The sequence below is a fragment of the Actinacidiphila guanduensis genome (assembly GCF_900103985.1).
In the GTDB taxonomy this organism is placed as follows: Bacteria; Actinomycetota; Actinomycetes; order Streptomycetales; family Streptomycetaceae; genus Actinacidiphila; species Actinacidiphila guanduensis.
Genome location: NZ_FNIE01000001.1, coordinates 648,732 through 668,938 on the forward strand (window position 1 = coordinate 648,732; position 20,207 = coordinate 668,938).

11 protein-coding genes and 3 pseudogenes are annotated in these 20,207 nt (G+C 72.4%); 8 read left to right on the forward strand and 6 right to left on the reverse strand.

What is annotated here, in order from left to right; all coding sequences use genetic code 11:
* Nucleotides 1-86: 86 nt before the first annotated feature.
* Nucleotides 87-1,010 carry an alpha/beta hydrolase gene (locus BLR33_RS02785; protein ID WP_093782583.1) on the reverse strand — a complete coding sequence of 308 codons (924 nt, stop codon included), beginning with the start codon at nt 1,008-1,010 and terminating at the stop codon, nt 87-89.
* A 249-nt stretch (nt 1,011-1,259) separates the two neighbouring features.
* Nucleotides 1,260-2,783 carry an MFS transporter gene (locus tag BLR33_RS02790; protein WP_093782584.1) on the reverse strand — a complete coding sequence of 508 codons (1,524 nt, stop codon included), beginning with the start codon at nt 2,781-2,783 and terminating at the stop codon, nt 1,260-1,262.
* 105 nt (nt 2,784-2,888) lie between these two features.
* Between BLR33_RS02790 and BLR33_RS02795 the strand changes: the two genes are divergently transcribed.
* The 4 genes and pseudogenes from BLR33_RS02795 (at nt 2,889) to BLR33_RS35805 (ending at nt 4,309) form a co-directional block, all read left to right on the forward strand.
* Entirely contained in the window at nt 2,889-3,344 is a 456-nt protein-coding gene (locus BLR33_RS02795; protein ID WP_176930091.1) for a MarR family winged helix-turn-helix transcriptional regulator, read from the forward strand.
* On the forward strand, nt 3,341-3,496 hold the full coding sequence (locus BLR33_RS34980; RefSeq protein ID WP_176930092.1) for a hypothetical protein: 156 nt from the start codon (nt 3,341-3,343) through the stop codon (nt 3,494-3,496). Before BLR33_RS02795 ends, BLR33_RS34980 begins: the two co-directional genes overlap by 4 nt.
* Nucleotides 3,497-3,725: 229 nt before the next feature.
* Nucleotides 3,726-4,103 (forward strand): annotated as a pseudogene (locus tag BLR33_RS02800) (transposase); the annotation flags it as partial.
* Between the two features lie 32 nt (nt 4,104-4,135).
* On the forward strand, nt 4,136-4,309 hold the full coding sequence (locus tag BLR33_RS35805) for an ATP-binding protein (protein ID WP_322987088.1): 174 nt from the start codon (nt 4,136-4,138) through the stop codon (nt 4,307-4,309).
* Nucleotides 4,310-4,379: 70 nt separating this feature from the next.
* Here the strand turns inward: BLR33_RS35805 and BLR33_RS02805 are convergent, their stop codons facing one another.
* The gene (locus BLR33_RS02805; RefSeq protein ID WP_093782585.1) at nt 4,380-4,802 is read right to left on the reverse strand and encodes a nuclear transport factor 2 family protein; all 423 of its coding nucleotides are present in this window, start codon (nt 4,800-4,802) and stop codon (nt 4,380-4,382) included.
* A 118-nt stretch (nt 4,803-4,920) separates the two neighbouring features.
* Between BLR33_RS02805 and BLR33_RS02810 the strand changes: the two genes are divergently transcribed.
* The gene (locus tag BLR33_RS02810) at nt 4,921-5,541 is read left to right on the forward strand and encodes a TetR/AcrR family transcriptional regulator (protein WP_218136592.1); all 621 of its coding nucleotides are present in this window, start codon (nt 4,921-4,923) and stop codon (nt 5,539-5,541) included.
* On the opposite strand, the pseudogene BLR33_RS37265 reads toward BLR33_RS02810, so the two are convergent.
* Both BLR33_RS37265 and BLR33_RS34985 read right to left on the reverse strand, forming a co-directional pair.
* Nucleotides 5,527-5,646 (reverse strand): annotated as a pseudogene (locus BLR33_RS37265) (IS630 family transposase); the annotation flags it as partial. The gene BLR33_RS02810 and the pseudogene BLR33_RS37265 sit on opposite strands and share 15 nt — an antisense overlap.
* Nucleotides 5,647-5,911: 265 nt before the next feature.
* On the reverse strand, nt 5,912-6,073 hold the full coding sequence (locus BLR33_RS34985; protein ID WP_176930093.1) for a Rossmann-fold NAD(P)-binding domain-containing protein: 162 nt from the start codon (nt 6,071-6,073) through the stop codon (nt 5,912-5,914).
* A gap of 76 nt (nt 6,074-6,149) precedes the next feature.
* Between BLR33_RS34985 and BLR33_RS37080 the strand changes: the two are divergent.
* Nucleotides 6,150-6,476 (forward strand): annotated as a pseudogene (locus BLR33_RS37080) (XdhC family protein); the annotation flags it as partial.
* A gap of 319 nt (nt 6,477-6,795) precedes the next feature.
* Entirely contained in the window at nt 6,796-8,415 is a 1,620-nt protein-coding gene (locus BLR33_RS02830; protein ID WP_218136593.1) for a GMC family oxidoreductase, read from the forward strand.
* Nucleotides 8,416-8,457: 42 nt separating this feature from the next.
* Here BLR33_RS02830 and BLR33_RS02835 read toward each other — a convergent pair whose 3' ends face one another.
* On the reverse strand, nt 8,458-18,372 hold the full coding sequence (locus BLR33_RS02835; protein ID WP_143031612.1) for a WXG100-like domain-containing protein: 9,915 nt from the start codon (nt 18,370-18,372) through the stop codon (nt 8,458-8,460).
* A 378-nt stretch (nt 18,373-18,750) separates the two neighbouring features.
* Here BLR33_RS02835 and BLR33_RS02845 point away from each other — a divergent pair, with 378 nt between their 5' ends.
* Nucleotides 18,751-20,169 carry a dienelactone hydrolase family protein gene (locus BLR33_RS02845; protein WP_093782592.1) on the forward strand — a complete coding sequence of 473 codons (1,419 nt, stop codon included), beginning with the start codon at nt 18,751-18,753 and terminating at the stop codon, nt 20,167-20,169.
* Nucleotides 20,170-20,207 lie beyond the last annotated feature (38 nt).

The window sequence follows — 20,207 nt, forward strand, 5'->3', positions numbered from 1 at the left end:
CGGTCGTGGGTGAAGCGGCTCGGCCCGCCACCGAGCGAGGACGTCCGGCGGCGGCACGGAACTGCGGATCGACTCCGGTCGCGACCTCAGCCGATGAGGGTTGCTTCCGGGTCTGCGGTGCTGGACAGGTGCTGGGAGAGGAATGCGGACGCTCGTTGCAGGGCGGCGTCTGCCTCGTCGAGGAGGGTGGCGACGGCCTGGAAGACATGGTGGACGCCGGGAGTGATGTCGAGGGTGATCGCCACGTTGTCGGTGGCGGCGCGTCCGGCCAGTCCGACGGCGTCGTCGAGCAGGCACTCGTGTGAGCCGGCCTGGATGAGCAAGGGCGGGAGGCCGTCGAAGTCGCCGAAGAGCGGGCTGACGAGCGGGTCGGTGCGGGGTTGGTCGCCGGCGTACTCTCGGGCGCGCAGCTCGAGCGCTGCGCGGTGGATGACCGGATCGGCGTCGGCTTTGGTGTCGATGCTCGCGCCGGAGAGGGTGAGGTCCACCCACGGGGACATCACGAAGGCGGCGGCGGGCATCGCCAGGCCCCGTTGTTTGGCGGCCAGGAGCGTAGCGAGGGCGAGTCCTCCGCCGGCGGACTCCCCGGCAACGGCCAACCGGGTCGGTGCGTAGGTGGCGAGTGCGGCCTGGTAGGCGTCGAGTCCGTCGGTGAGTGCTGCCGGGAACGGGTTTTCCGGTGCCAGACGGTAGTCCACGGACAGGACCGTGACGCCGTTGCGGGCGGAGATCTGGGCCGGCAGTCCAATGGTCTCGGCCGCGGTTCCGACCGCGTACCCACCGCCGTGGAAGTACAGGACAGCTGGCCGGCGTGGCTCCGCCGGTCCGATGGAGATGCGAACGGCCGGCGTGTTGCCGAGTCGGATGTTCTCGGTGACGAGATCGGCCGGGCGCGGACGTGACGCCATCAACTGCGCGAACAGCGCTCGCTGCTCCACCGCCTCGCCGCCGACATCGAGGGGTGAGTCCCGCAGCGTCCGAGCGATGGCTTCGGCTTGTTCTCTGCTCATGAGCGCTCTTTCTGAGGGGGATGGTCGTAGGGTTGGCCGGCTTCCGGCCGGGATCGACTCGGTCGGCGACGCGGTGCGGTCGGCCGGCATGGTGCGTCGCCGACGGAACGCGCTCAGCGAGTGCGTTGAGCGTTCACGGTTCGTCCAGTCGACCGCGCAGCAGCCCGGCCCCAGTAACGACATGACCGCGCGGCGCCGCGGGCGGCACGTTCGAGCGGCTTGCCCCGTTGAGGGGAGCCACGGCCCGGGTCAGGAGGCATCGTCTTCCCCCAGCAGGGTCTTCGCGACGTGCGCTGCCGTGGCGTGGGCAGCCGGCGTGGTGATCGCCAGCCCTATGGCGGTGATGGCGATCCCGCAGCCGAGGATGACCCACCAGCCGGGGTGGCTGGCGTGCGCGATGTCGAGGTGCGTGCTCGCTCCTGTTGCGGCGCCGGCGAGCGCACCGACGATCGCGACGCCGAGTGCTTGGCCGATCTGGCGGCTGGTGGACGCGATCCCGCCGGCGACACCGGCCTGCGCCACCGGCATCCCGGACACGGCGGCGTTGCTGATCGGGGCGTTCAGCACCCCGAACCCGGCGCCGAACAGGACGTAGGCCGGTGCCAGCAGTGCGTAGGAGGTGTGGTCGGTGAGGCCGGCAAGCATCGCGGCTGAGGCGGTGATGCCGAGCCCACCGGCCAGCAGAGGAATACGCGGACCGCGTGTGGCGACGATCCGGCCCGAGATCGGCGCGACGATGATCGTCAGGACGGCCATCGGGAGCGTGTGCAGGCCGGCGTTCAGCGGCGACATTCCGCGGGTCTCTTGCAGGTAGAGGGTGTTGAGGAACAAGAACCCGCCGAGTGAGGCGAACGCACAGGCCGCGACGACGGTCGCGCCGGAGAACGGCAGGCTGGCGAAGAACCGCAGATCGATCAACGGCTCCTTCGGCCGCCGCTCCCACGCGAGCAGGCCACAGGCCGAGACCGCGGCCAGAGCGAACGCGATGACGATCTTCGCCGAGCCCCACCCGGAGCCCGGCCCCTCGATGATCGCGAAGGTCGAAGCGGCGAACAGGGCGATCACGAGCACCTGGCCGGCCGGGTCGAAGCGACGGGCTCTGGGCGCCCGCGACTCGGGAACGAACCGGGCAGTCAAGGCGATCGCGGCCGCGGCGACGGGAATGTTGACCCAGAAGATCGACCGCCATCCCGCAGAGCTGACGAGCACGCCACCGACGATCGGGCCGAGGGCCATGCTGACGCCGATGATCGCTGCCCACACGCCCATCGCCCTCGCGCGCTCACGCCGATCGGTGAACGTGTGGGTGATGATCGACAGCGCGACCGGGTTGAGCATCGATCCGCCCACCGCCTGAACCGCGCGGAACCCGACCAACAGGCCGACGCTGGAGGCGAGGCTGCACAGCAGCGACCCGACGCCGAACACCGCAAGGCCGACTTGGAACACGCGGCGACGGCCGAGCCGGTCGGCCATCGAGCCCGACAGCATCAACAGGCTCGCCAACACCAGCGTGTAGGCATCCATGATCCACTGGAGCCCGGAGACCGCGGTGTGCAGATCGTGGCTCATCGCGGGAAGCGCCACATTGACGATCGTGTTGTCCAAACCCACGATCAGCAGGCTCAGGCAGCAGATCGCCAGCACGCCCCAACGCCGCCTCCCGGTCTGCTCAACGGCGACCCGCGTGGACCGGGTCGCCCCCGGTGTCACACCGGCGCCCGCTCGCACAGCGACATGCCGCTCACCGCCGCGCGCGCGGTCGTCGCTCATCGCTTCGCTTCTGTCGCTCCTGGAAACCACGATCCTCACCGTAGATCAATGCCTTGACTGGCATCAAGTCCTTGATATGGGTCAAGGCAGGTTTACACTGGCGGCGTGAGCCAGCCACCGGACGTCATCCCCGAACAAGCGCTCCAGCGGGTCGGCTGGGCGCTGCGCCGCGCCGACCTCACGCTCCAATCGGCCAAGGAGCCGGCCCTGCGCGCAGTGGGGCTGTCAACCGCCTCGTACTCGCTGCTGATGCACGTCCACGTCTACCCGGGACTCAACGGCGCCGAGCTGGGACGCCGCCTTGGCGTCAGCACCCAAGCAGTTGCGCTGCTGGTGACCAAGCTCGAAGCCGGCGGGCTGGTCGAACGACGCGCCCACCCCCGGCACCGCAACATCCAGGAGCTGTACCTCACCGACGAGGGCCACCGCACCCTTCAGGCCGCCTACCGGCACGTCGGCACAATCGAGGACAAGATCACCGACGCGCTCGGCCCCGAAGAGGCCCAGCACCTCCGCGACCTCCTCGACACGGTGATGGCCGCGCTCGCGGACACCGAATGAACGAGGAGATCGCCCAGGCCCGCAGGCTGGTCGCCGCGTTCGACGAGGCGCAGGCGCGCGGCGCGGTCGCCGTGGACGGAACCATGGTCGACATCGCCTCCGTGCGCCTGCTGCGCAACCCCCTCGATGAGGCCGAGGCTCTCGGCCTGTGAGCACCCTGTGAGCACCAGCCTCAGTCGTGCAGCACAGGAAGCAGCAGGTAGGAGGCGTACTCCGGGCCGGTGTGCAGAGTGACGGTGCCCCCGCAGACAGCGTCGGGCCGGTCCTCGGGACCGTTGCGCACGAAGGGGCCCGAGCCGGTTTTCGGGCTGTCGTGACCGGCGCCGGGCCAGACGTAGTCGTGCGCCTGGACGTGGCTGCATGGAAAGAAGCACTCGCCGGGTGAAGAAGCCTATCGGGTCGTACCCGCGTGTCCGTATCGAGGGCGGCGGCCGGGCGGTGGTCTCGCAGGCCGGGAGCGTGCTGCCGGTCGAGACCGTCCGCAAGGCCGGCTTGGACACCGGGATATCAGCGGCGCTGACGCCGTGGCGGAAGGCTCGGGCGGTGCACGATCCGGGCAGGATCCTGCTGGACGTGGCCTTGGCGGTCGTGCTGGGCGGGGACTGCCTCGCGGATGTCGCCATGTTGCGGGCCGAGTCGGCCGTGTTCGGGCCGGTGGCCTCAGACCCGACCGTCTTCCGCCTGATCGACACCCTGGCCGCATCCGGCGAGAAGGCGCTGCAGGCCGTCCGGTCCGCACGCTCCGAAGTCCGTGACCGCCGAAGCGCTACCGGCGAGGACGGCAGACGCTGATCCGCACCGACTCCGCCGGCGGCACCCACGAATGGGACAAGCCCTTCGGCGACGCCCGGCTCTGCGCGGCCATCGCCGACCGGATCACTTTCCGCTGCACGCTGATCCAGACCGGAACCGAGTCCTACCCCTTCCGGACCACACAGGATTCCCGCTTCGCTGCTGCGGACTGATGCTTGTCGGCCTACGGGTGGAGGACCCGCGACGTTCTCGTACGCCCCCACCAGGTCACGACCCTCATCGTCATTCGCCCTTCGTGTGCAGCTCCCACGGCTGCATGCCGAGGACATGCGCGATATTCCCCTGCATCTCGACAGCGGAAGGCAACGGGCGCCACAGCACGGACAGTTCGATGATCTTGCCGTGCGTGTCGAACCGGGCGTAGTCCATCCCGTTGACCACGGTGTCCTCGATCTGCAGCCGGAAGAATGCAGACTGGTGGGCCTCGCCGCTGAGAACTTCCTCCGTGGTGAGGTCGCCCAGCGCGTAGACGGCCTGCAGGACTTCGGCGACGGCGTCGCGGCCGGTGACCGGCTCATCGAGGATTGGGCTGTTCAGCACCACATTCTCGGCGAGGCACGAAGCGACGGCGTCCTTGCCTGCGCGGCCGTCCACGCACGCAAGGAGGGACTCGAAGGCGGTGCGGTGTTGAGCGGATGTGGTCATGGCTACTCCTTGATGTGCGAGACCAGCGGAAGCGGGCCGGCCTGCCGACTGTGTGAGACAGAGTATCAAGTTGAGAGTCAGTCTCAATCCGCTCAGTCAACGGTTACACTCGAGCGTGATGAACACCTCATCCAACTTGGGCGGTCGCGCGGCCGCGGCAGGGCCGCTGCGGAGTCGGGCCCGCGAGGTCATGAAGTCCGAAGTGATCGCCGTGGCGTCACGGCTGTTCGACAATCAGGGGTTCGACAACACCACCGTCGACCAGATCGCCGCCGAAGCGGGGCTCTCCCGTGCGACGTTCTTCCGGTACTTCAAGACCAAGGAGGACGTCGCGCTCGACGGCCTCAACGAACTGGGCCGGCGAGTCGCCGCCGCGTTCATCGCGCAACCTGACGGAGAACGGCCGTGGACCGCCCTTCGCCATGCGTTCGACGTCATAACCGGAGAACACGCGAGCGACCCCGACCGCTCCCTGCGCTTCTTCAAGATGATGTGTGAGACACCCTCGCTCAAGTCCCGGCACTGGCAGAAACAGCAGCGCTGGCACGAACTGCTGGACCCGGAAATGGGCCGTCGACTCGGCCGGCCGCCCGCCCCGCACGACCCGGCGGCGGCCGCGCTCGTCGGTGCCGGTCTCGCCTGTCTCGACGCAGCCACCGAAGCATGCCTGGCCTGCAACGGAACAGAGACTCTGGCCTCGCTCCTCGACCGATCCATGGGAGCGCTACTGAGGTTGTAGCTGGGATGCCGTCAGGGTGAGGCCGGTACCGGTAAGGCACCCGTCGATGAGGTTGCTGCGGTACTGGATCTCGCGCAGGGCTGTGCGGACGGTGCGCATGAGGTGTACGAGGTCTGATGTGCCCCGACTTGCATGGAGTCGGGGCACATCAGAGCCTCCACCGGACCCGGAACGGTTCAGATGTCCTCCACCGACTCGTCAATCCCGAACGGCGAGATCCGAGGCGAGTCCCCATGGCCACGCAGGTCGACGCGCAGCACGCGGAAGTGCTGCTGCAGGCAGAGCTCAACATCATCGAAGTGTGAAGAGCGGCCCCCTCAGGTGCCGCTGTTGCCCAGCAGATCTGCAAGCCTCCGCGCAGAGCTGCGGGTCAGAGGCTTTGACCGCCGGAAAGGTCGATGATCGCGCCGGTTGTCCATTGGAAGGCGTCGGAGAGGATGGCGGGAACAGCGGCGGTAATGTCGTCGGACGTGGCGATTCGGCCCTGGGCTATCGTGCGGGCGGCAAGCTGCTGCACCTCCGGCGAGCGCATGATGCCTCCGCCGAAGTCAGTCAGGACCGCCCCCCCATGAGCGTGGGCCGCGAGGAAGCGGGAGAACCGGAGGAACGCTCTCGGCTCCCGGGCCACCCCCACGGCCCCCGGCTGGAGCGGTTGCGGCAGGCGGGTGCGCCGGCAGCGCGCCCGGCCACGGGCCCCCATCGGCCTCGGCCTGGGGGCCAGGACGCCCGAGGAGACCGCCGTCGCCGCCGAACTCGTCGCCTGCCGCCGCGGTGGAACGGGCCGGCTGGTCCCCGCGCGTTCGGCCGCCGACTCCAGGCTCAGGTTCTCGTGGCCCTTCTCCAGGAGTTCCTCCCAAGCGGCCGTCAGCAAGGCACGGTCGAGTACCTCGCCCCTGCGGCGGGTCCGCTTGTCCGGCACTGCGTCCCCCATGTGACCGGCCTGCGTACGTGGCTTTCCCGGCGCTGAACGCTCACTATAACCGGCTGTTTCGAGGGAAAGATCCTTCGGCGCCCAGCTCCGGCGAGCGCTGCGACCCGGACCCACAGCACCATGGTCCGTCCTCGATCTTGCCCTTTTGATCCTGCCGTGCCCGGACACCCGGGAAAGCCGCGGCCGCCGCGGTCGGGCCACCGGCCGGGGCCGAACCATCATGGGCAACGGCGGCCTGCCTGCGGCGCGCCCGAGGCGGAGGGGACGGCGGCGGAGCGCCCGTTCGACGGAGCAGGACCCGACGACCCGAGGGGACGATGGACGTGAGCACCGAGCCCGCACACGACGGCACCGAGGCGGCAGCGCATCCGCGGCAGCTCGATCTCGCCGACCGTCTCGACGACGGCGAGACCTTCGACTACATCGTGTGCGGAGCCGGTTCCGCGGGTTCCGTCGTCGCCGGCAGACTCGCGGCCGACCCCCACGTCACCGTGCTGCTCGTGGAGAGCGGCGGCGACGACGACGCCGACAGCGTGCGCGATCCGGACCTGTGGCCGCTCAACCTCGGCGGCGAGCGGACTTGGGACCATGTCACGGAGCCGAACCCGTACCTCGACGGCCGCCGGCTGGCCTACGCGACGGGCCGCGGGCTGGGCGGCGGCGGCGCCATCAACGCCGGCGTGTGGGCCCGCGGGCACCGGACCGACTGGGACTCCTTCGCCGAGGCGACGGGCGACCCCGACTGGGGCTACTCCCACGTGCTGGAGCTGTACCGCAGGATCGAGGACTGGCAGGGCGCGCCCGACCCCGAACGCCGGGGCAGCGGCGGCCCCATGCGCATCCGGCCGGCGCAGGACGTGCACCCGCTGTTCACCTCCTACCTGGACGCCGCCCAGAGCGTCGGACTCCCCCGCTTCGACAGTTCCAACGGCGCCATGATGGAGAAGGACACCGGCTGCGCCGTCCGTGAGGAGAACATCCACGCGGGGCAGCGCCAGACCCCCTTCCGCGCCTACGTGGCCGGTCTGGCGGGCCGGCCGAACCTGACGGTCCTGCCGCACGCGACCGTCTCCCGCGTCCTGCTCGCCGGCCGCCGGGCCGCCGGCGTCGAGATCGTCCACGACGGGAGGACGCTGCGGGCGAACGCCTCGCAGGAGGTGGTCCTCTCGCTCGGCGCGATCGGCACGCCGGCCGTCCTCATGCGGTCCGGGATCGGCGACGAAGCCGAACTGCGCCCCTTCGGCATCCCGGTCGTCCAGCACCTGCCCGGAGTCGGCCGCAACCTCGACGACCACATGCGCCTCGGCTGCGTGTGGGAGGCCACGGACGTGCCGATGCCCCCACCGACACGCAGCCAGGCGGTCTGCATGTGGACCGACGACACCCGTCCCGGGGCGCCGGAATTCGTCATGTACCTCTCCCCCGCCGCCTCGGTCTCCGCCGAGAGCGCCGTCCGCTTCCCGCCGCCGGCCCGCAGTTTCACCCTGATGCCGGCCATGCGCCCGCGCGCCGGCAGCCGCGGCCGCGTGCGACTGGCGAGCGCCGATCCGCTGGCCGGGCCGCGTATCGAGACGAACTTCCTCGCCGACCCCGACGACCTCCGGTCCGCCCTGTCCGCCGTCGCCATGGCCCGGGAGGTCGGCAACACCGCGGCGCTGCGTCCGTTCGCCGTGCGGGAGGTGGCTCCGGCGACGTCCTCCAGGTCCGTCCGTGAGGAGTTCGTGCGGAGCTCCGTCGAGACCTTCTGGCACCAGAGCGGCACAGCCCGGATGGGGCGTGACGGCCTGGCCGTCGTGGACAGCCGACTCAGGGTCCACGGCGTCGACGGTCTGCGGGTCGCCGACGCCTCGGTCCTCCCCCACGTCACGGTCGCCAACACGATGGCCCCGTCCATGGTCGTGGGCGAGCGCGCCGCCGAGATGATCGCCGCCGATCGCAGCTGATCTGCGACTCCGTCAGTGGGTGGGCCGTGGGGACCTGTTCACCTACGCCCCCGCCTGATCCCGCGGCTCCGCCTGTTCCAGGGTCCGGTCCCGGGTGCCGACGGGGATCGGAGGTGGGGGATAGTCGCCGATGCGCCGATGCTGCTCCATCTGGAAGTCGTGCAGGGTGCGGATGTCCGCGGTGTCCAGGTCGGGCATGAGCTCGCGGGCCCGGCTCTCGGCCTCGTCGACGCGGACGGTCGTCTCGTCGGCCCACTGGGTGTGAAGGGCGTCGGGGTGGACGGCCGCCTCGATGCGGGCGCGGTCGAGTTCGTGGAACGCGGCGGCCACCTCCCCCAGACGCTGGACGAGTTGGGCGTCCCGCTCGGGAGTGGGCGCCTTCAGGAACGTCCTGCCCTTGCCCTTGTCGCCGGCGGCGAGGGGTTCGGAGCGGGCCGTCGTGACCGCCGCGGTGATACGGCGCAGGGCGTCGCGGTAGGCCACTTCGGCGGGTTCGTGGCCGATGACCGGCCGGTGGCCCAGCGCCCGCCCCACCAGGCCCGACGCCTGCGAGAACGCCCATCGCACCCATCCGGTGGGCAGGGCGTGCGAGCGCGCCCACTCCGCCAGGGACGCGGGCTCCGGCTCGGCGGCGAACTGCTCGGCGTCCATGACCGCCTGTGCGCCCGTCTCCGCGGGCACCTGCGCGGGCTTCGAGGGCCCGGCGACGGGTGGCGGCTCCAGCGCGTCCACGGTCCCGCGCGTGTGGACGGGCACGGGCGCCGGGGCGACCTCGTCGTCGGGGAGGTCGGACATGTGGACGGACACGACGTCGGCCAGCACGTCGGAGACATCGTCCGAGGTGGCCGAGGCGTCGTCCGACGTGTCGTCGAAGACGCCGTCGGCCAGGTGGTCGGCGACGACGCGGCCGAGGTCGGCAGCGGGGCGGGTCCACTGGTCCGGGGGCAGGGCGATCAGGACGCTGCGGACCTCCGTGTCGTCGATCGGCGGCAGGCCGCGCGCATTCAGGGCCTCGTTGGCGGCCTTCCGTACGGCGAAGCGGTCGGGCATCCCGGTGTGCGGCCGGGCGACCGGGGCGCCGACGGCAGCGATGCGGGCCGCGATCTCCGTGCCGACCGCGTGGTCGGGCCGGCCCCGCCACTGCGGGCCGAGCGACTCCAGGACGGCGCGCACCAGGCCGTCGTGGACGGTCCCGCCGTCCCACCGCATCCGCTCCAGCTCGAAGCCGACCGTCTCGCGCACCAGGGCGGACGGCGGTGGGGCGGGAGCCGCGTGCTCGCCGCGATCGGTGTGGTCGCCGTGGTCGGCGCCGCCGTACCCGCCGTGGGACTGACCGCCGCCGCGGGGGGCCGTGGTGCGCTGGGCGACGTCCAAGGCGGTGGCGTGGGCGGCCTGCGGGCCGCCGGTGAGCAGGGCCCGGGCCACCGCGTAGCGTGCCTGGACCTGCCATGCGCGGGCTGCCGATGCCGCAGGATCGTTGCCGGTCACGGCCGGGAAGCGGACGTACTGCCGCAGGACGCCATCGGCCTGTGCCTGCACCTCCCGCGGAACCGGCTGGGTGTGCGGGGCGGGCGGCGGGACCGGATGGGCCGCGACCGGCGGCGCGTACGGGAACGGCTGCTGGACATGGGGCTGAGGGCGCGGTGCGTACGGGGGCTGCGTGTGCGGGGGCTGCGTCTGGACGGGCGGCACCGGAAGCGGAGCCGTCGTCGGAACGTACCGGTCCTGCGGGGGCACCGCCGCCCGGCGGCCGGAGGCCGAACCGGAGCCCGAACTGCGCCCCGGTGTGGCGAAGTCGGGCGTGGCCGGCCGGGCCGGGACGGAGGAGCGCGACGCACGCGAGGGGCCCGCCGCACGCGGCTCCTCGCGCGGCAACCCGGACATCGGAGCCGAAGACACCGGGCGCCCCCGCTCCTTGGCCGCCACCGCCTGCTCGTACAACCGCCGGGAGACGCCCGCGGCGTCGCCGAAGCGCTGGATCATCTCCTCCGTGGACGCCTTGCGGGAACCGTGCGCGCGCAGCTCCAGCAGCACCAGCGGCACGCGCAACCGGCCCTGGTCGGTGTCGAGTTCGGGGTAGTCGTTCTTCATCCCCGCGCTGCGCGCGTCCAGTTGCTTGGGCGGGTCGTTCAGCAGGGCCGCGTCCAGGACGTCGTAGCTGGTGTTGCCCTGCGCGTCGGGGTCGACGAGCGTGTCGATCTCCGAAGGGTCCATGCCGTACCGGGCGGCGACCTGCGCGCGGTGATCGGGGTAGCGGTGGGCGAAATACGCCTTGACCGTCGACACGATCCGCGCGTGGTTGTCGTTCAGCTTGTTTCGTACCGTCCGCGGCAGTTCGGCGCGGATCGCCTGGAGCGGGGTGCGGGAGGCGACCGCCAGCAGGTGCTTCACGAGCGCCCTGTCGGTCACGGTGTGGTTCAGCACTCGGGCGGCCACATGCGTGTAGAGCAGCGCGAGGTAGCCGCGGGCGGACTCGAAGTCGGGCCGCCCCTGCAGGGTGCCCGCGGTGCGCGGCTCCCTGCCGAACAGCCGCGCGGCCGTCTCGTCGCCGAAGTCCAAGCCGTCGCCGAGGATCTGGGCGGCCATCACGCGCCAGACGGACCCGTGCGCCCAGCCGAGCAGTTCCCGCAGCCCGGTGACGGGCACGCCCACGGTGATGTGCACGTGCAGGTTGATCGGCCTGTTCGGGTCCAGGGACGGCATCAGCACGGCGTGGCGGCCGAGTTCGGTGAATGCGAAGCCGTCGCTTTCGGGGAACAGGTGCCGCAGCGGCACGGCGTCCCGTACCTGGCCGAGGCGCCATTGGATGTCGTGGAAGGCGCCGAAAACGTCGTCCGGGTCACCCCGCTGCTCGTCGGGCAGCACCCGCAGGGGGTCGGTGACGATCTCCACGATCCAGGACCGGATCTGCTGCGGGTCCGGGTTTCCGGCCCTGCGCGCTTCGGCGACCGAGCCGTAGTACAGGCCGTCGCGGTCGCCCTGGGTGTAGGTGGTGGTGTCCAGGACCATCTTCAGGCCGCGGGATGCCGCGGTCATGATCGTGGCGCCCGCCTCGACCTCTTGGTCGTGTCCCTCGGGGAAGGACACCCTGCGCACGTCCTCGGCCTCGACGCCGACCGCGCCGCCGTACGCCTGGTGGGTGCGGACCGGGGCGGGGTTGTCCCCCGCCTCCAGGGCGGGTCGGGTCTCTTCAGCGATGGCCTGCGCGGTCTCGTGCGCGGCGTCGGGGCCTTCGGTGTGCAGGGCGCGGGCGACAGCAAGGTGGGCCGCGTTCTGTCGCGCGCGGGCCGTTTCGGCAGCCCGTGCGGTACCGATCACGGGCGGGAAGTGGACGTGCTGCTGCAGGATGCCGCCGGCCTGCACGATGGTCGAATGCGGCCCCTCGGGCGGCACGGGATCGGTGCCGGGGCGGGGGGTGTGTTCGTCCCGGCGGGGGACGCGGAAGTAACGGGCGAGGTCGTCGGCGGTGGTGCGGGCGGTGTCCTCGTCGTGGGTGTGGAGCTCGTCGGCGACGAGGCGGACCATGGCCTCCACCGCGGCCTGCGGGTGGTGCGCGGCTGCGGGCAGGGTGCCCGGGGCGGGGCGGTCGGCGCCGACGGCGTCCGCGACGACGTCGGCGGCCCGTAGGGTCAGGAACGCCCGCTCCTCGTCGGGCAGTTGCCGCAGCCGCCCGTCGGCGACCGCCGACTCGCCGCGCCAGTACGGCGACTGCCAGGGCTCCTCGGGCCCGGAGTAGGCGGGGTGGGCCGCCAGTTCCCGGGCGATCTCGTCGGTACGGGCCTCGCGGGTGGCGGGGTCGGCGACGTCCCGCTCGGCCATCACCCGCGCGACATCGGCGCGGGCGCGGGCGAACGGGGTGTCGGGGGCCTTGTCCGCACGGCGGGCGGCCGCCTGCTCGGCGGTCATCGGGGCGTCCGCGTCCGGGAGTTCAGCACGTACGGCGGGCGCGCCGGAGGCGGACCGCTCCACCGCCGCAGGCTCTTTCGCGGGCGGCCGCTCCACCCTGCGCGGCTCCACCACAGGCTCTCTGTCCGCGAGTTCGTCACGTACGACAGGCGCGCCGGAGGCGGACCGCTCCACCACCGCAGGCTCTTTCGCAGGCGCCCGTTCGACCGTGCGCGGCTCCACCACAGGCTCCTTCGCTACGGGCCGAGGCCTGGGGGCGGTCTGCCGACGAGGCGCCTGGTCGCGCGGGCCGATCGGGCGATCCCCGGTGCCGCTGCGGCTGCCCGGCAGGCTGCCGGGTCCGGATCCCGTGGAGGTGTCGGAACGGTCCCTGCCGGTACGGGGTTTCGGCCGCGGCCCGGCGAACTGCCGTGCCGCTACAGCATCCCGCTCGGTCCCGGCTTCCGTGACGGCTCCGTTCCGCCGTTCGGCCGCGGTCGCCGCAACTGTCCCGGTCCCCCGCTTGGTCCCGTCCTCGTTCGCTGCCTCGGCCCCTCGTTCCTGCGGCAGTTGCTCCGGCGCCACCTGCTCGGGCCGCTGTTCCGGCGCGGCCGAGGGCTTCCGGGAGCCCTCGGTGTCCGCGGACGACAGCGACGACAGCGTGGAGGACACGGTGGTCGCGCTGTCGGTGGTCCCCTGGCGGTCCTGCTCGCTGAAGCGGCTCACCACGGAGCCCATGGAGCCGGCCGAACTCCGCGTGCCCGCAGTGCTGTTGGTCGCAGTCCGCGCGGCCGCGCTGCGCGGACCGAAGCGGCGCGGAACGACCGGGCCGCGGCGGACCCCCACCGAACCCTGCGGCACGCCCGGTCGGGTTCGTACCGGGCCGCCCTCCACCGGCCGCTCCACCGGAGGCCGTTCGGCCTGCCCGGCACCGGAATCCTCGGGCTGCCGCGCTCCCCCCTCGCGCGGCTCCGCGGCGAGATCCGCGGCAAAGTTCTCCGTCGACGCGGACAGCAACTCGCGGAACCGCTCGGGGTTCAGCCCTTCTCGGCGGGGGTTGCGTACCGGCGGGGCGTAGGTGTCGTGGGCGGGCGGGTCCTGCGGCAGGAGGTCCTCGGGCTCGTGGTAGCGCGGGCCGTCAAGGATGTTCGGCCGGTCCTCGGCCGCCTCAGCCCCGGTGGCCGTGCCGGCGTCGGCATCGGCGTCGTCGAGGTCGTCCACCGGTTCCCGCACCCCCGAAGGGTCGTCACCGCGGATGTCCAGCACGTGGTACGGGTTGAGGACGTCGTAGCCGATGACCAGGCGCATGTCCGGGTCCCACGTCGAGTGCTCCTGGAGTTCCTGCGCCGTCATCGCGCGCGGCTCCCGCCAATCGACCCGCGGCCCCGGCCCGCGCTCGACACGGGCCTTGATCAGGGCGTGCGCCCGTGCGGGCACCGACATCTCCGGCCGCTCGGTCCCCGACGACAGGAACGACGGGTCGACCCCCGGGTGGTACACCAACTGCGCCGTGACCGTGCCGCCCGTGCGGCCGCTCGCCGCATGCACCTCGGCGGCGGCCTCGCGGACGCTGCCGTGCAGTGACGTGCTCTCCACCGGCACCGACCGGGTGCGCCGCACGTACATCGAGCCGGCGTCGCTCTCCGCGGACGCCGCGCTGAGCGCCGCGGACGCCGGGTCGCCCAGCGGGCGGCGGGCCGAGCCCGTGGCCGCCGCGGTCCGGCGCGGTGCCTGGGGCCGCCCGGCCGGGCCGGCGTCGGCGGGATGGCTGGACTGCGCGGCGCCCCGGCCGCCGGGCTGGAAGACGAGCCACGTGCCCTCGTCGCCGCGGGGCCCGGTGCGGATGTTGAGGTGGATCGAGACGTCGTTGGAGGGCGCGTAGACGGTCCGGCCGGTGGTGTCCGCCAGGCGCTGCGCCATCTGCCACTCCGGGACGCGGTACTCGCCGCCGGTCCGGCAGGACACCAGGACGATCGGCGCCTCGGGGGGCCGCAGCCGCAGGCTGGGGCGGCGGTTGAGCAGGTGGCCCAGCTCCCTGGCGTCCACCCTGGACGGTTGCCCGCGGTCCCGGCTGCGAGGCAGTTCGACGTAGTGCTGGTAGCCATGGGCGACCAGGAAGTACGGCCGCGTGCCCGGGGCGTCGGCGATCCAGGGCAGCGGACGCTCGGTGCCGGCCCGCGGATTGAGGCGGCCGTGCTCGTCGACATCTGCCTGCTGGTAACTGGTCAGGGTGCCCAGCCGGGCGAAGGCCCGCTCCCGCATGGCCAGGTCCCGGTCGTTGAGGAAGGCGCGCCCCAGGGACTCGTGGTTGCTGTCCGTCAGCGTCTGGCTGACGAACAGCTCATCCATGTGCGTGCCCTCCCTGAAGGTGGCCACGACCCCCAACTCCGGTCGCACGGACGCCCGTTCGGCGGGGGTCGTGGCGCCGAGGTCGTCTGGCCGGCTGAGGATCCACCGGCCGGCCGGACGCGAACGGTCGCCGGGCAGGACCGTCTCCATGACCGTCCGGCGCGTGCGCGAGTCCGTGGTGGGCCGCAGGTCGCCGCTGAAGCTCCAGACCGGACGGCCGGTCCGCGCCGCCACCAGCCGCGGCAGCTCAAGGCCGCCGCTGCCCCCGTGGTCGGCCAGCAGCACGATCGGCACGTCGCGGACGAGGCGGCCCAGGGCGGGGTCGGCCGCGAGGAAGTCGGCCACCTCGTGGGGCCGCATGACGACGCGGCGATCGTTGCTCTGCACCCGAAAGCCCGTGGACGCGGCCGTCACCGCCACGACGTACGGGGGCCGCGCCAGCGGGTTGGCCGTCCACCACGGCACGCGCTCGGTCGCGCTGCGCGCGGTGGCCGTCCCCTCGGCCCCGGGGAGCCGGGTGACACGGAGGCGCCAGCCGTCCAGGTTGCCGAGCGGCGCTGCCCTCCGGACGTCGGCCGGCCGCAAGTCCAGACCGGAGGGACTGCCGGACACCGTGATGCCCTCCGAGTGCGGCACCGGTGCCGGGCTGTCGGACGGGCGCCCGGTCAGCGGGCCTCGGCCGGGCCCGGGCCCGGCAGGCAGCCCGAAAGAGCTGCCCTGGCCGGCTGCGGACAGCGGGGCGTCACTGCTCCCGGCCTCCTCGCGGACATGCGTCGGCGTCTGCGGCACCCGCAACTCGGGCTGGACGGCGCGGGGTTCAGGGACGCGGGGCGTGCCCGGCCCGGCGGTGCCGGTCGTCGCGGTCCGCTGTGACAGCCGCGCTGCGCCGAGGGGGCTCTGTTCGCCGTGGTCGGCGCGAAGGCCGCGATCAGGGTGGGTGGCGGCGTGCGGCGGAAGCTCGCCGAGGTGCGCGCCCGCCGCGGCCACGGCCGTCTGCGAGCGGCCCGGGGGATACGCTTCGGCATCGGCTTCGCGCCGCATCGAACGCAGCGCCTCCGCTCGCTCCTTCGCGGGATCGCCGGCGGTCTCGACGCGCGCGTCGCCGCTCGCCTTCCCGGCCGCGGTGGGGGCGCCGGCCGTCGCAGCGGCGGTGTCCGGCTTCGTAGGACGCGCGTCCAACCGGGCCGTCAGCCGCGGGCGTTCGGCGGCCCAGGCCGCAACGGCGTCATCCAGGGTGCCGGGGGCCTTGCCCGGCGAGGCTGCCCTGCCGTCGTCGGCACCGTGCGGGTCGGCCTGCGGAGTGAGCTCCCGGGCCGGGAAGAGGCGGTCGAAGAGGCCGCCCACGCGGTCGGTGTGCTCCTGGACGGCGCGCTCGACGGTCTCGGGAGTGCTGCCGGGCTGCTGGCGCGCGAGAGTGCGGGCTTCGTGGGCGGCGTCGTCCAGGGCGGTCGCGCGGGCGACGGCCAGCGCGGTGTGGTGACGTGCGGCAGCGGGGGCGGTGGCCTCCTCGGCGACATGCCGGGCGGTCGGCAGCGCGGCGCCGCCCTCCGGTCCCGCCGCCTCCCGTACGAGGCCCTGCGCAGTGGGGAGTTGGGCGGCCCAGGTGTCGATCCGGGTGTGGGCGTCGCGGGCCAGTGCGAGAGCCGCGGCCTGCTCGGTACGGCTGTCGGCTCCGCGACGGTCCAGGCCGAAAGCCTCGGCGAAACCGTTGCCGAGTGTGGGCAGCGCTTGGCGCCAGGAGCCCTTCGCGGCCTCCCGTACGGCATCCACGGCGTTGCGTGCCGCGGCCTCCTTGGCCAGTTGCACCTCCACCCTGCCGGACAGCGCGTCCAGGCGGGCGGCAACCCGCTCCTGCCACACCTGCTCGGAAGCGACGGCCGTACGGTCCCCATCGGTGACAGCGTCGGCAGTCGCTCCCGCGTCCCTGCCCACCTGCCCCACCTGTACCGGGCCCGACGACTCCAAAGGCATACGGCCGTTCGTCGTCAGATCACCGAACACCTCCCGATGATCCGCGAACACCCGCGCCAGGAACTCCCCGCGCAACTGCCGCACCCCCGCCTGCGACAACACCCCCTCCGCACCCAGCACATGCCCACCCCGCACACCCCGCGGCACCACCCGATCGAACGCACCGACCGCCGCCACCCTCCGCACATCATCAGCCACCGCACGATCCAACAACGCGTGCACCCGCAGCTCCCCCTGCGCGAACACACGATCCGCCACCGCCGCCACCCGCCCCGGCGCACCCTCCAGCACCGACGCCGGCAACCGCTCCACCGACGCCCGCACCTCCCGCTCCACCGCCCGCCACGCAACCTCATGCACCCGCGCAGCCGCCCCCGGCACCCTCAACACATGCCCCCGCGGGGCAACGCCCTCCTCCGGCGTCATCACCTTCTTCTCGCCCCCACCTCCCTCGATCCGCCCGTCGCCCGAAGAACCCGCCCCTGCGAACGAGTCGGCCCACGCCGTGTACACGGCATCGAACCGCTCCCCCGCACGGGAGACGACCTGCTCGACGGCGGCCTGGCGGTCCAACTGCCGCCGCACCTCCACCGGATCGACAACAGTGCGCCCCTCCTCCCCCGCACCGAAAACACGCCCGTCCGCCGCCACCGCCGCAATCGCCGACGCCCGCACCCCCACCGGCAGATCCGACCGCTCCTGCGCCCACGCACGCCGCACCGCCGCACCCGGCGACTCCTCCGGACGCTCCCCGTACGCAGGCGGCGGGTCCTGCCGCTCCCATTGCCTGCGCACCCACGCACCATTGCCGACCTGCCCCGGATCAAGCGGCACCTCATGCGCCCACACACCGCCCCCGGAATCCAGCGAACCCAGATCGGGCACCGCGAAATCCGGCAGATCGGGAAGTTTGAAGTCGGTGTCGGCCAGGTGGGGTTCGTTGTGGGGGCTGCCGCTCTTGCGGCCGCCGTACAGGCCCCCGATGGCGCCGGAGGTGGCGGCCAGACCGTTGGTCAAGGCGTCCCCGAAGTCGCCGTTGATGGCGTCCATGGTGAACGTCGTCGCGATACCCGTCGCCCCACCCACCGCCAACTGCCGGCCCAGCGCGTTGCCGAACTTCGGCGGTACGAACTTCGCCGCCTCCGTGAAGATCCCCGCGAACGCGCCCCCGATCGCACCGCCCTCGGCGGCCTGCAGCGTGTTGCCCCAACTCCACGACGTCCGGTCGCCCTTGAGGAACTGGATCGCCTGCACCGCCACGTCCGTCCCCACCATGAACGCCGTCCCCATCACGACGTTCCGCGCCAGCGCCTGCAGGATCCGCCAGCACACCGCGCGCACGGAGGCGATCACCAGCGAGTCCAGCTCCGGCAGCCCCACCGAGGCCAACTCCCACAGCACGTAAGCCAAGAAGACGAACTGGATCAGCAGCGAGTACTTCGTGTACTCCAACTGCACGGCCGCATTGCGCGACAGATCACCGACCCCCTGCGCCGACTCCGCGACGTTCGGCAGCACCGAGCGCATCTGCCGGGTGAAGTCGGCGAACTGGTCCGCGACGGGCCCGCCCAGGGACCCCAGTACACCCGTCGTCGCCGGATCGATCTCGTCCGTCAGCTTCACCAGGTGCTGCGCCGACTGGTACCAGCCCTGCGCCAGCAGCTGCATCCTGTCCTCGTCGCCCTTCGGCCACGACTGACCCACCGCGAGTTCGGCCACCCAGTCCAGCTCGGGCGGCAGATCGATACTCACGGCAAACCTCCAGCAGCGTTGCCCACACCCGCGCGAGGAGCGTCGCTCCCGCCTGCCCATCCGGCCCACGGTGGCCGCGACGTGCACACGGGATGTCCCCCGACGGGCCGGACGGGGTCCGACGGGTTCCACCGTCCCATGGGCCACGTCCGCCCCAGGCCCACTGCCCGCACCGCACGGTGATCGCGGTGCGCACGCCCGCCCGGACTGCCCGAACGGACATGCGCTCCGTCACATCACCGGCCCGCGACCGCCCACCGCCCGCTCATGCCGAGCGCGGCGCATTTTGGCATGACCATTGACTTGGTAAGACCCTAAAGCCATCCTTGCGGGCGTCCGACGACCGCGTGATCCTCCAGCCGAGAAGGGACACGGTCCATGCCCGCACCCGTCACCATCCCCGGACGGCCACCGAGATCCACCAGGAGGAAGCCCTTCCTCTTCGGCCTCTTCGGTGCCTGCGTCCTGCTCCTGGTCTCTCTGGTCGGCTCGTCCGGATCGGCCGACGCCTCCACTGACTCCGCCTCGGTCTCCGGCGGATACACCACATCAACCGTGCTGCTGGGCAAGGCGCAGGTGATCGGGGCCCTGTACCAGCCGAGCGACCCCGGCCCGAACCGGTCCACCGGCCTGTTCCTGACCCACGAGAACGACGACTTCATCGGCAGCGTCCCCTGCGTCCAGCTGGCACAGCGCGGCTACACGGTGCTCTGCGTGAAGTCCCAGTACGCCGACCAGGCCGCCGCGCACTGGGACGACCTGGCCCTCGACGTCGGCGCGGGGGTGGGGTACCTGCGGAGCCTGCCCACCGTGCGGAAGGTCGTCCTTGTCGGGTGGTCCGGCGGCGGCGCGATCATGTCCTACTACCAGAACGTCGCCCAGAACGGGCTCGCCGCCTGCCAGGCCGCCGCGCGCCTCGACCCGTGCGGTGACGACCTCGCGGGCCTGCCCGCCGCCGACGGCGTCGTCCTGCTCGACGCGATCCCGGGCATCGCCTTCTCCGACCTCACCGCGCTCGACGCCTCGGTGACGAACGAGGCGAACCTGCGGGCGCGCGACGGCTCCCTGGACATGTTCGCCGCCCGCAACGGCTACAACGCCCAAGGGGACTCCGCCTACAGCCAGAGCTTCATCGACCGCTACCTGTCCGGTCAGGCGAGCCGGGAGGACGGGCTCATCGGCCAGGCGCAGCATCTGACCCGGCAGATCGCCGCCGGGAAGGGGCAGTACACGGACGACGCCCCGATGCCGGTGGGCCGCGACAGCGCCCGCCTGTGGGAGGCGGACACCGCGCTGCTCTCCCACACCCGGGGAAAGTACCCCGTCCTCTCCCCCCAGCACCCCGACGGCGGCGCGCCCCAGGTCGTGCACTCCGTGCGGGTGCCCTCGGCCTCCGCGGACTCCAACGGGACCTGGGACTCCAGCAAGGGCGGCTTCACCGCTCAGTCGTTCCTGTCCGTGGGCGCGATCCGCGCCCCGCACCCGCAGATCACGGCGGACTCGATCAGCGGTATCGACTGGTCCTCCACCAACACCGCCACGGTGGACAACGTCCAGGGCATCAGCACCCCGCTGCTGATCATGTCGATGACCGGCCACTACTGGCTGGTCCCCTCCGAGATGTACTACAACGCGGCGACGCACGCGAAGAGCAGGCAACTCGTTTTCGTCGAGGGCGCCACCCACGGGTTCACCCCGTGCACGGCGTGCGCGACCACACCGGGCGAGTTCGGCGACACCGTGGCCGAGACCTTCGACTACGTCTCCTCCTGGCTCACGGCGAACTACGGCCACTGACAGACCGCTGACGGGCCGCCGGTAGGCCACCGGCAGCC

Bases quoted from the DNA above. Each gene is read 5' to 3' on its own strand.
- BLR33_RS34985 (WP_176930093.1), bottom strand. From the start codon at position 6,073: ATGCGCTCGCCGGAGGTGCAGCAGCTTGCCGCCCGCACGATAGCCCAG.
- BLR33_RS02845 (WP_093782592.1), top strand. From the start codon at position 18,751: ATGCCCGCACCCGTCACCATCCCCGGACGGCCACCGAGATCCACCAGG.
- BLR33_RS34980 (WP_176930092.1), top strand. From the start codon at position 3,341: ATGAACGAGGAGATCGCCCAGGCCCGCAGGCTGGTCGCCGCGTTCGAC.
- BLR33_RS02785 (WP_093782583.1), bottom strand. From the start codon at position 1,010: ATGAGCAGAGAACAAGCCGAAGCCATCGCTCGGACGCTGCGGGACTCA.
- BLR33_RS02805 (WP_093782585.1), bottom strand. From the start codon at position 4,802: ATGACCACATCCGCTCAACACCGCACCGCCTTCGAGTCCCTCCTTGCG.
- BLR33_RS02810 (WP_218136592.1), top strand. From the start codon at position 4,921: ATGAACACCTCATCCAACTTGGGCGGTCGCGCGGCCGCGGCAGGGCCG.
- BLR33_RS02790 (WP_093782584.1), bottom strand. From the start codon at position 2,783: ATGAGCGACGACCGCGCGCGCGGCGGTGAGCGGCATGTCGCTGTGCGA.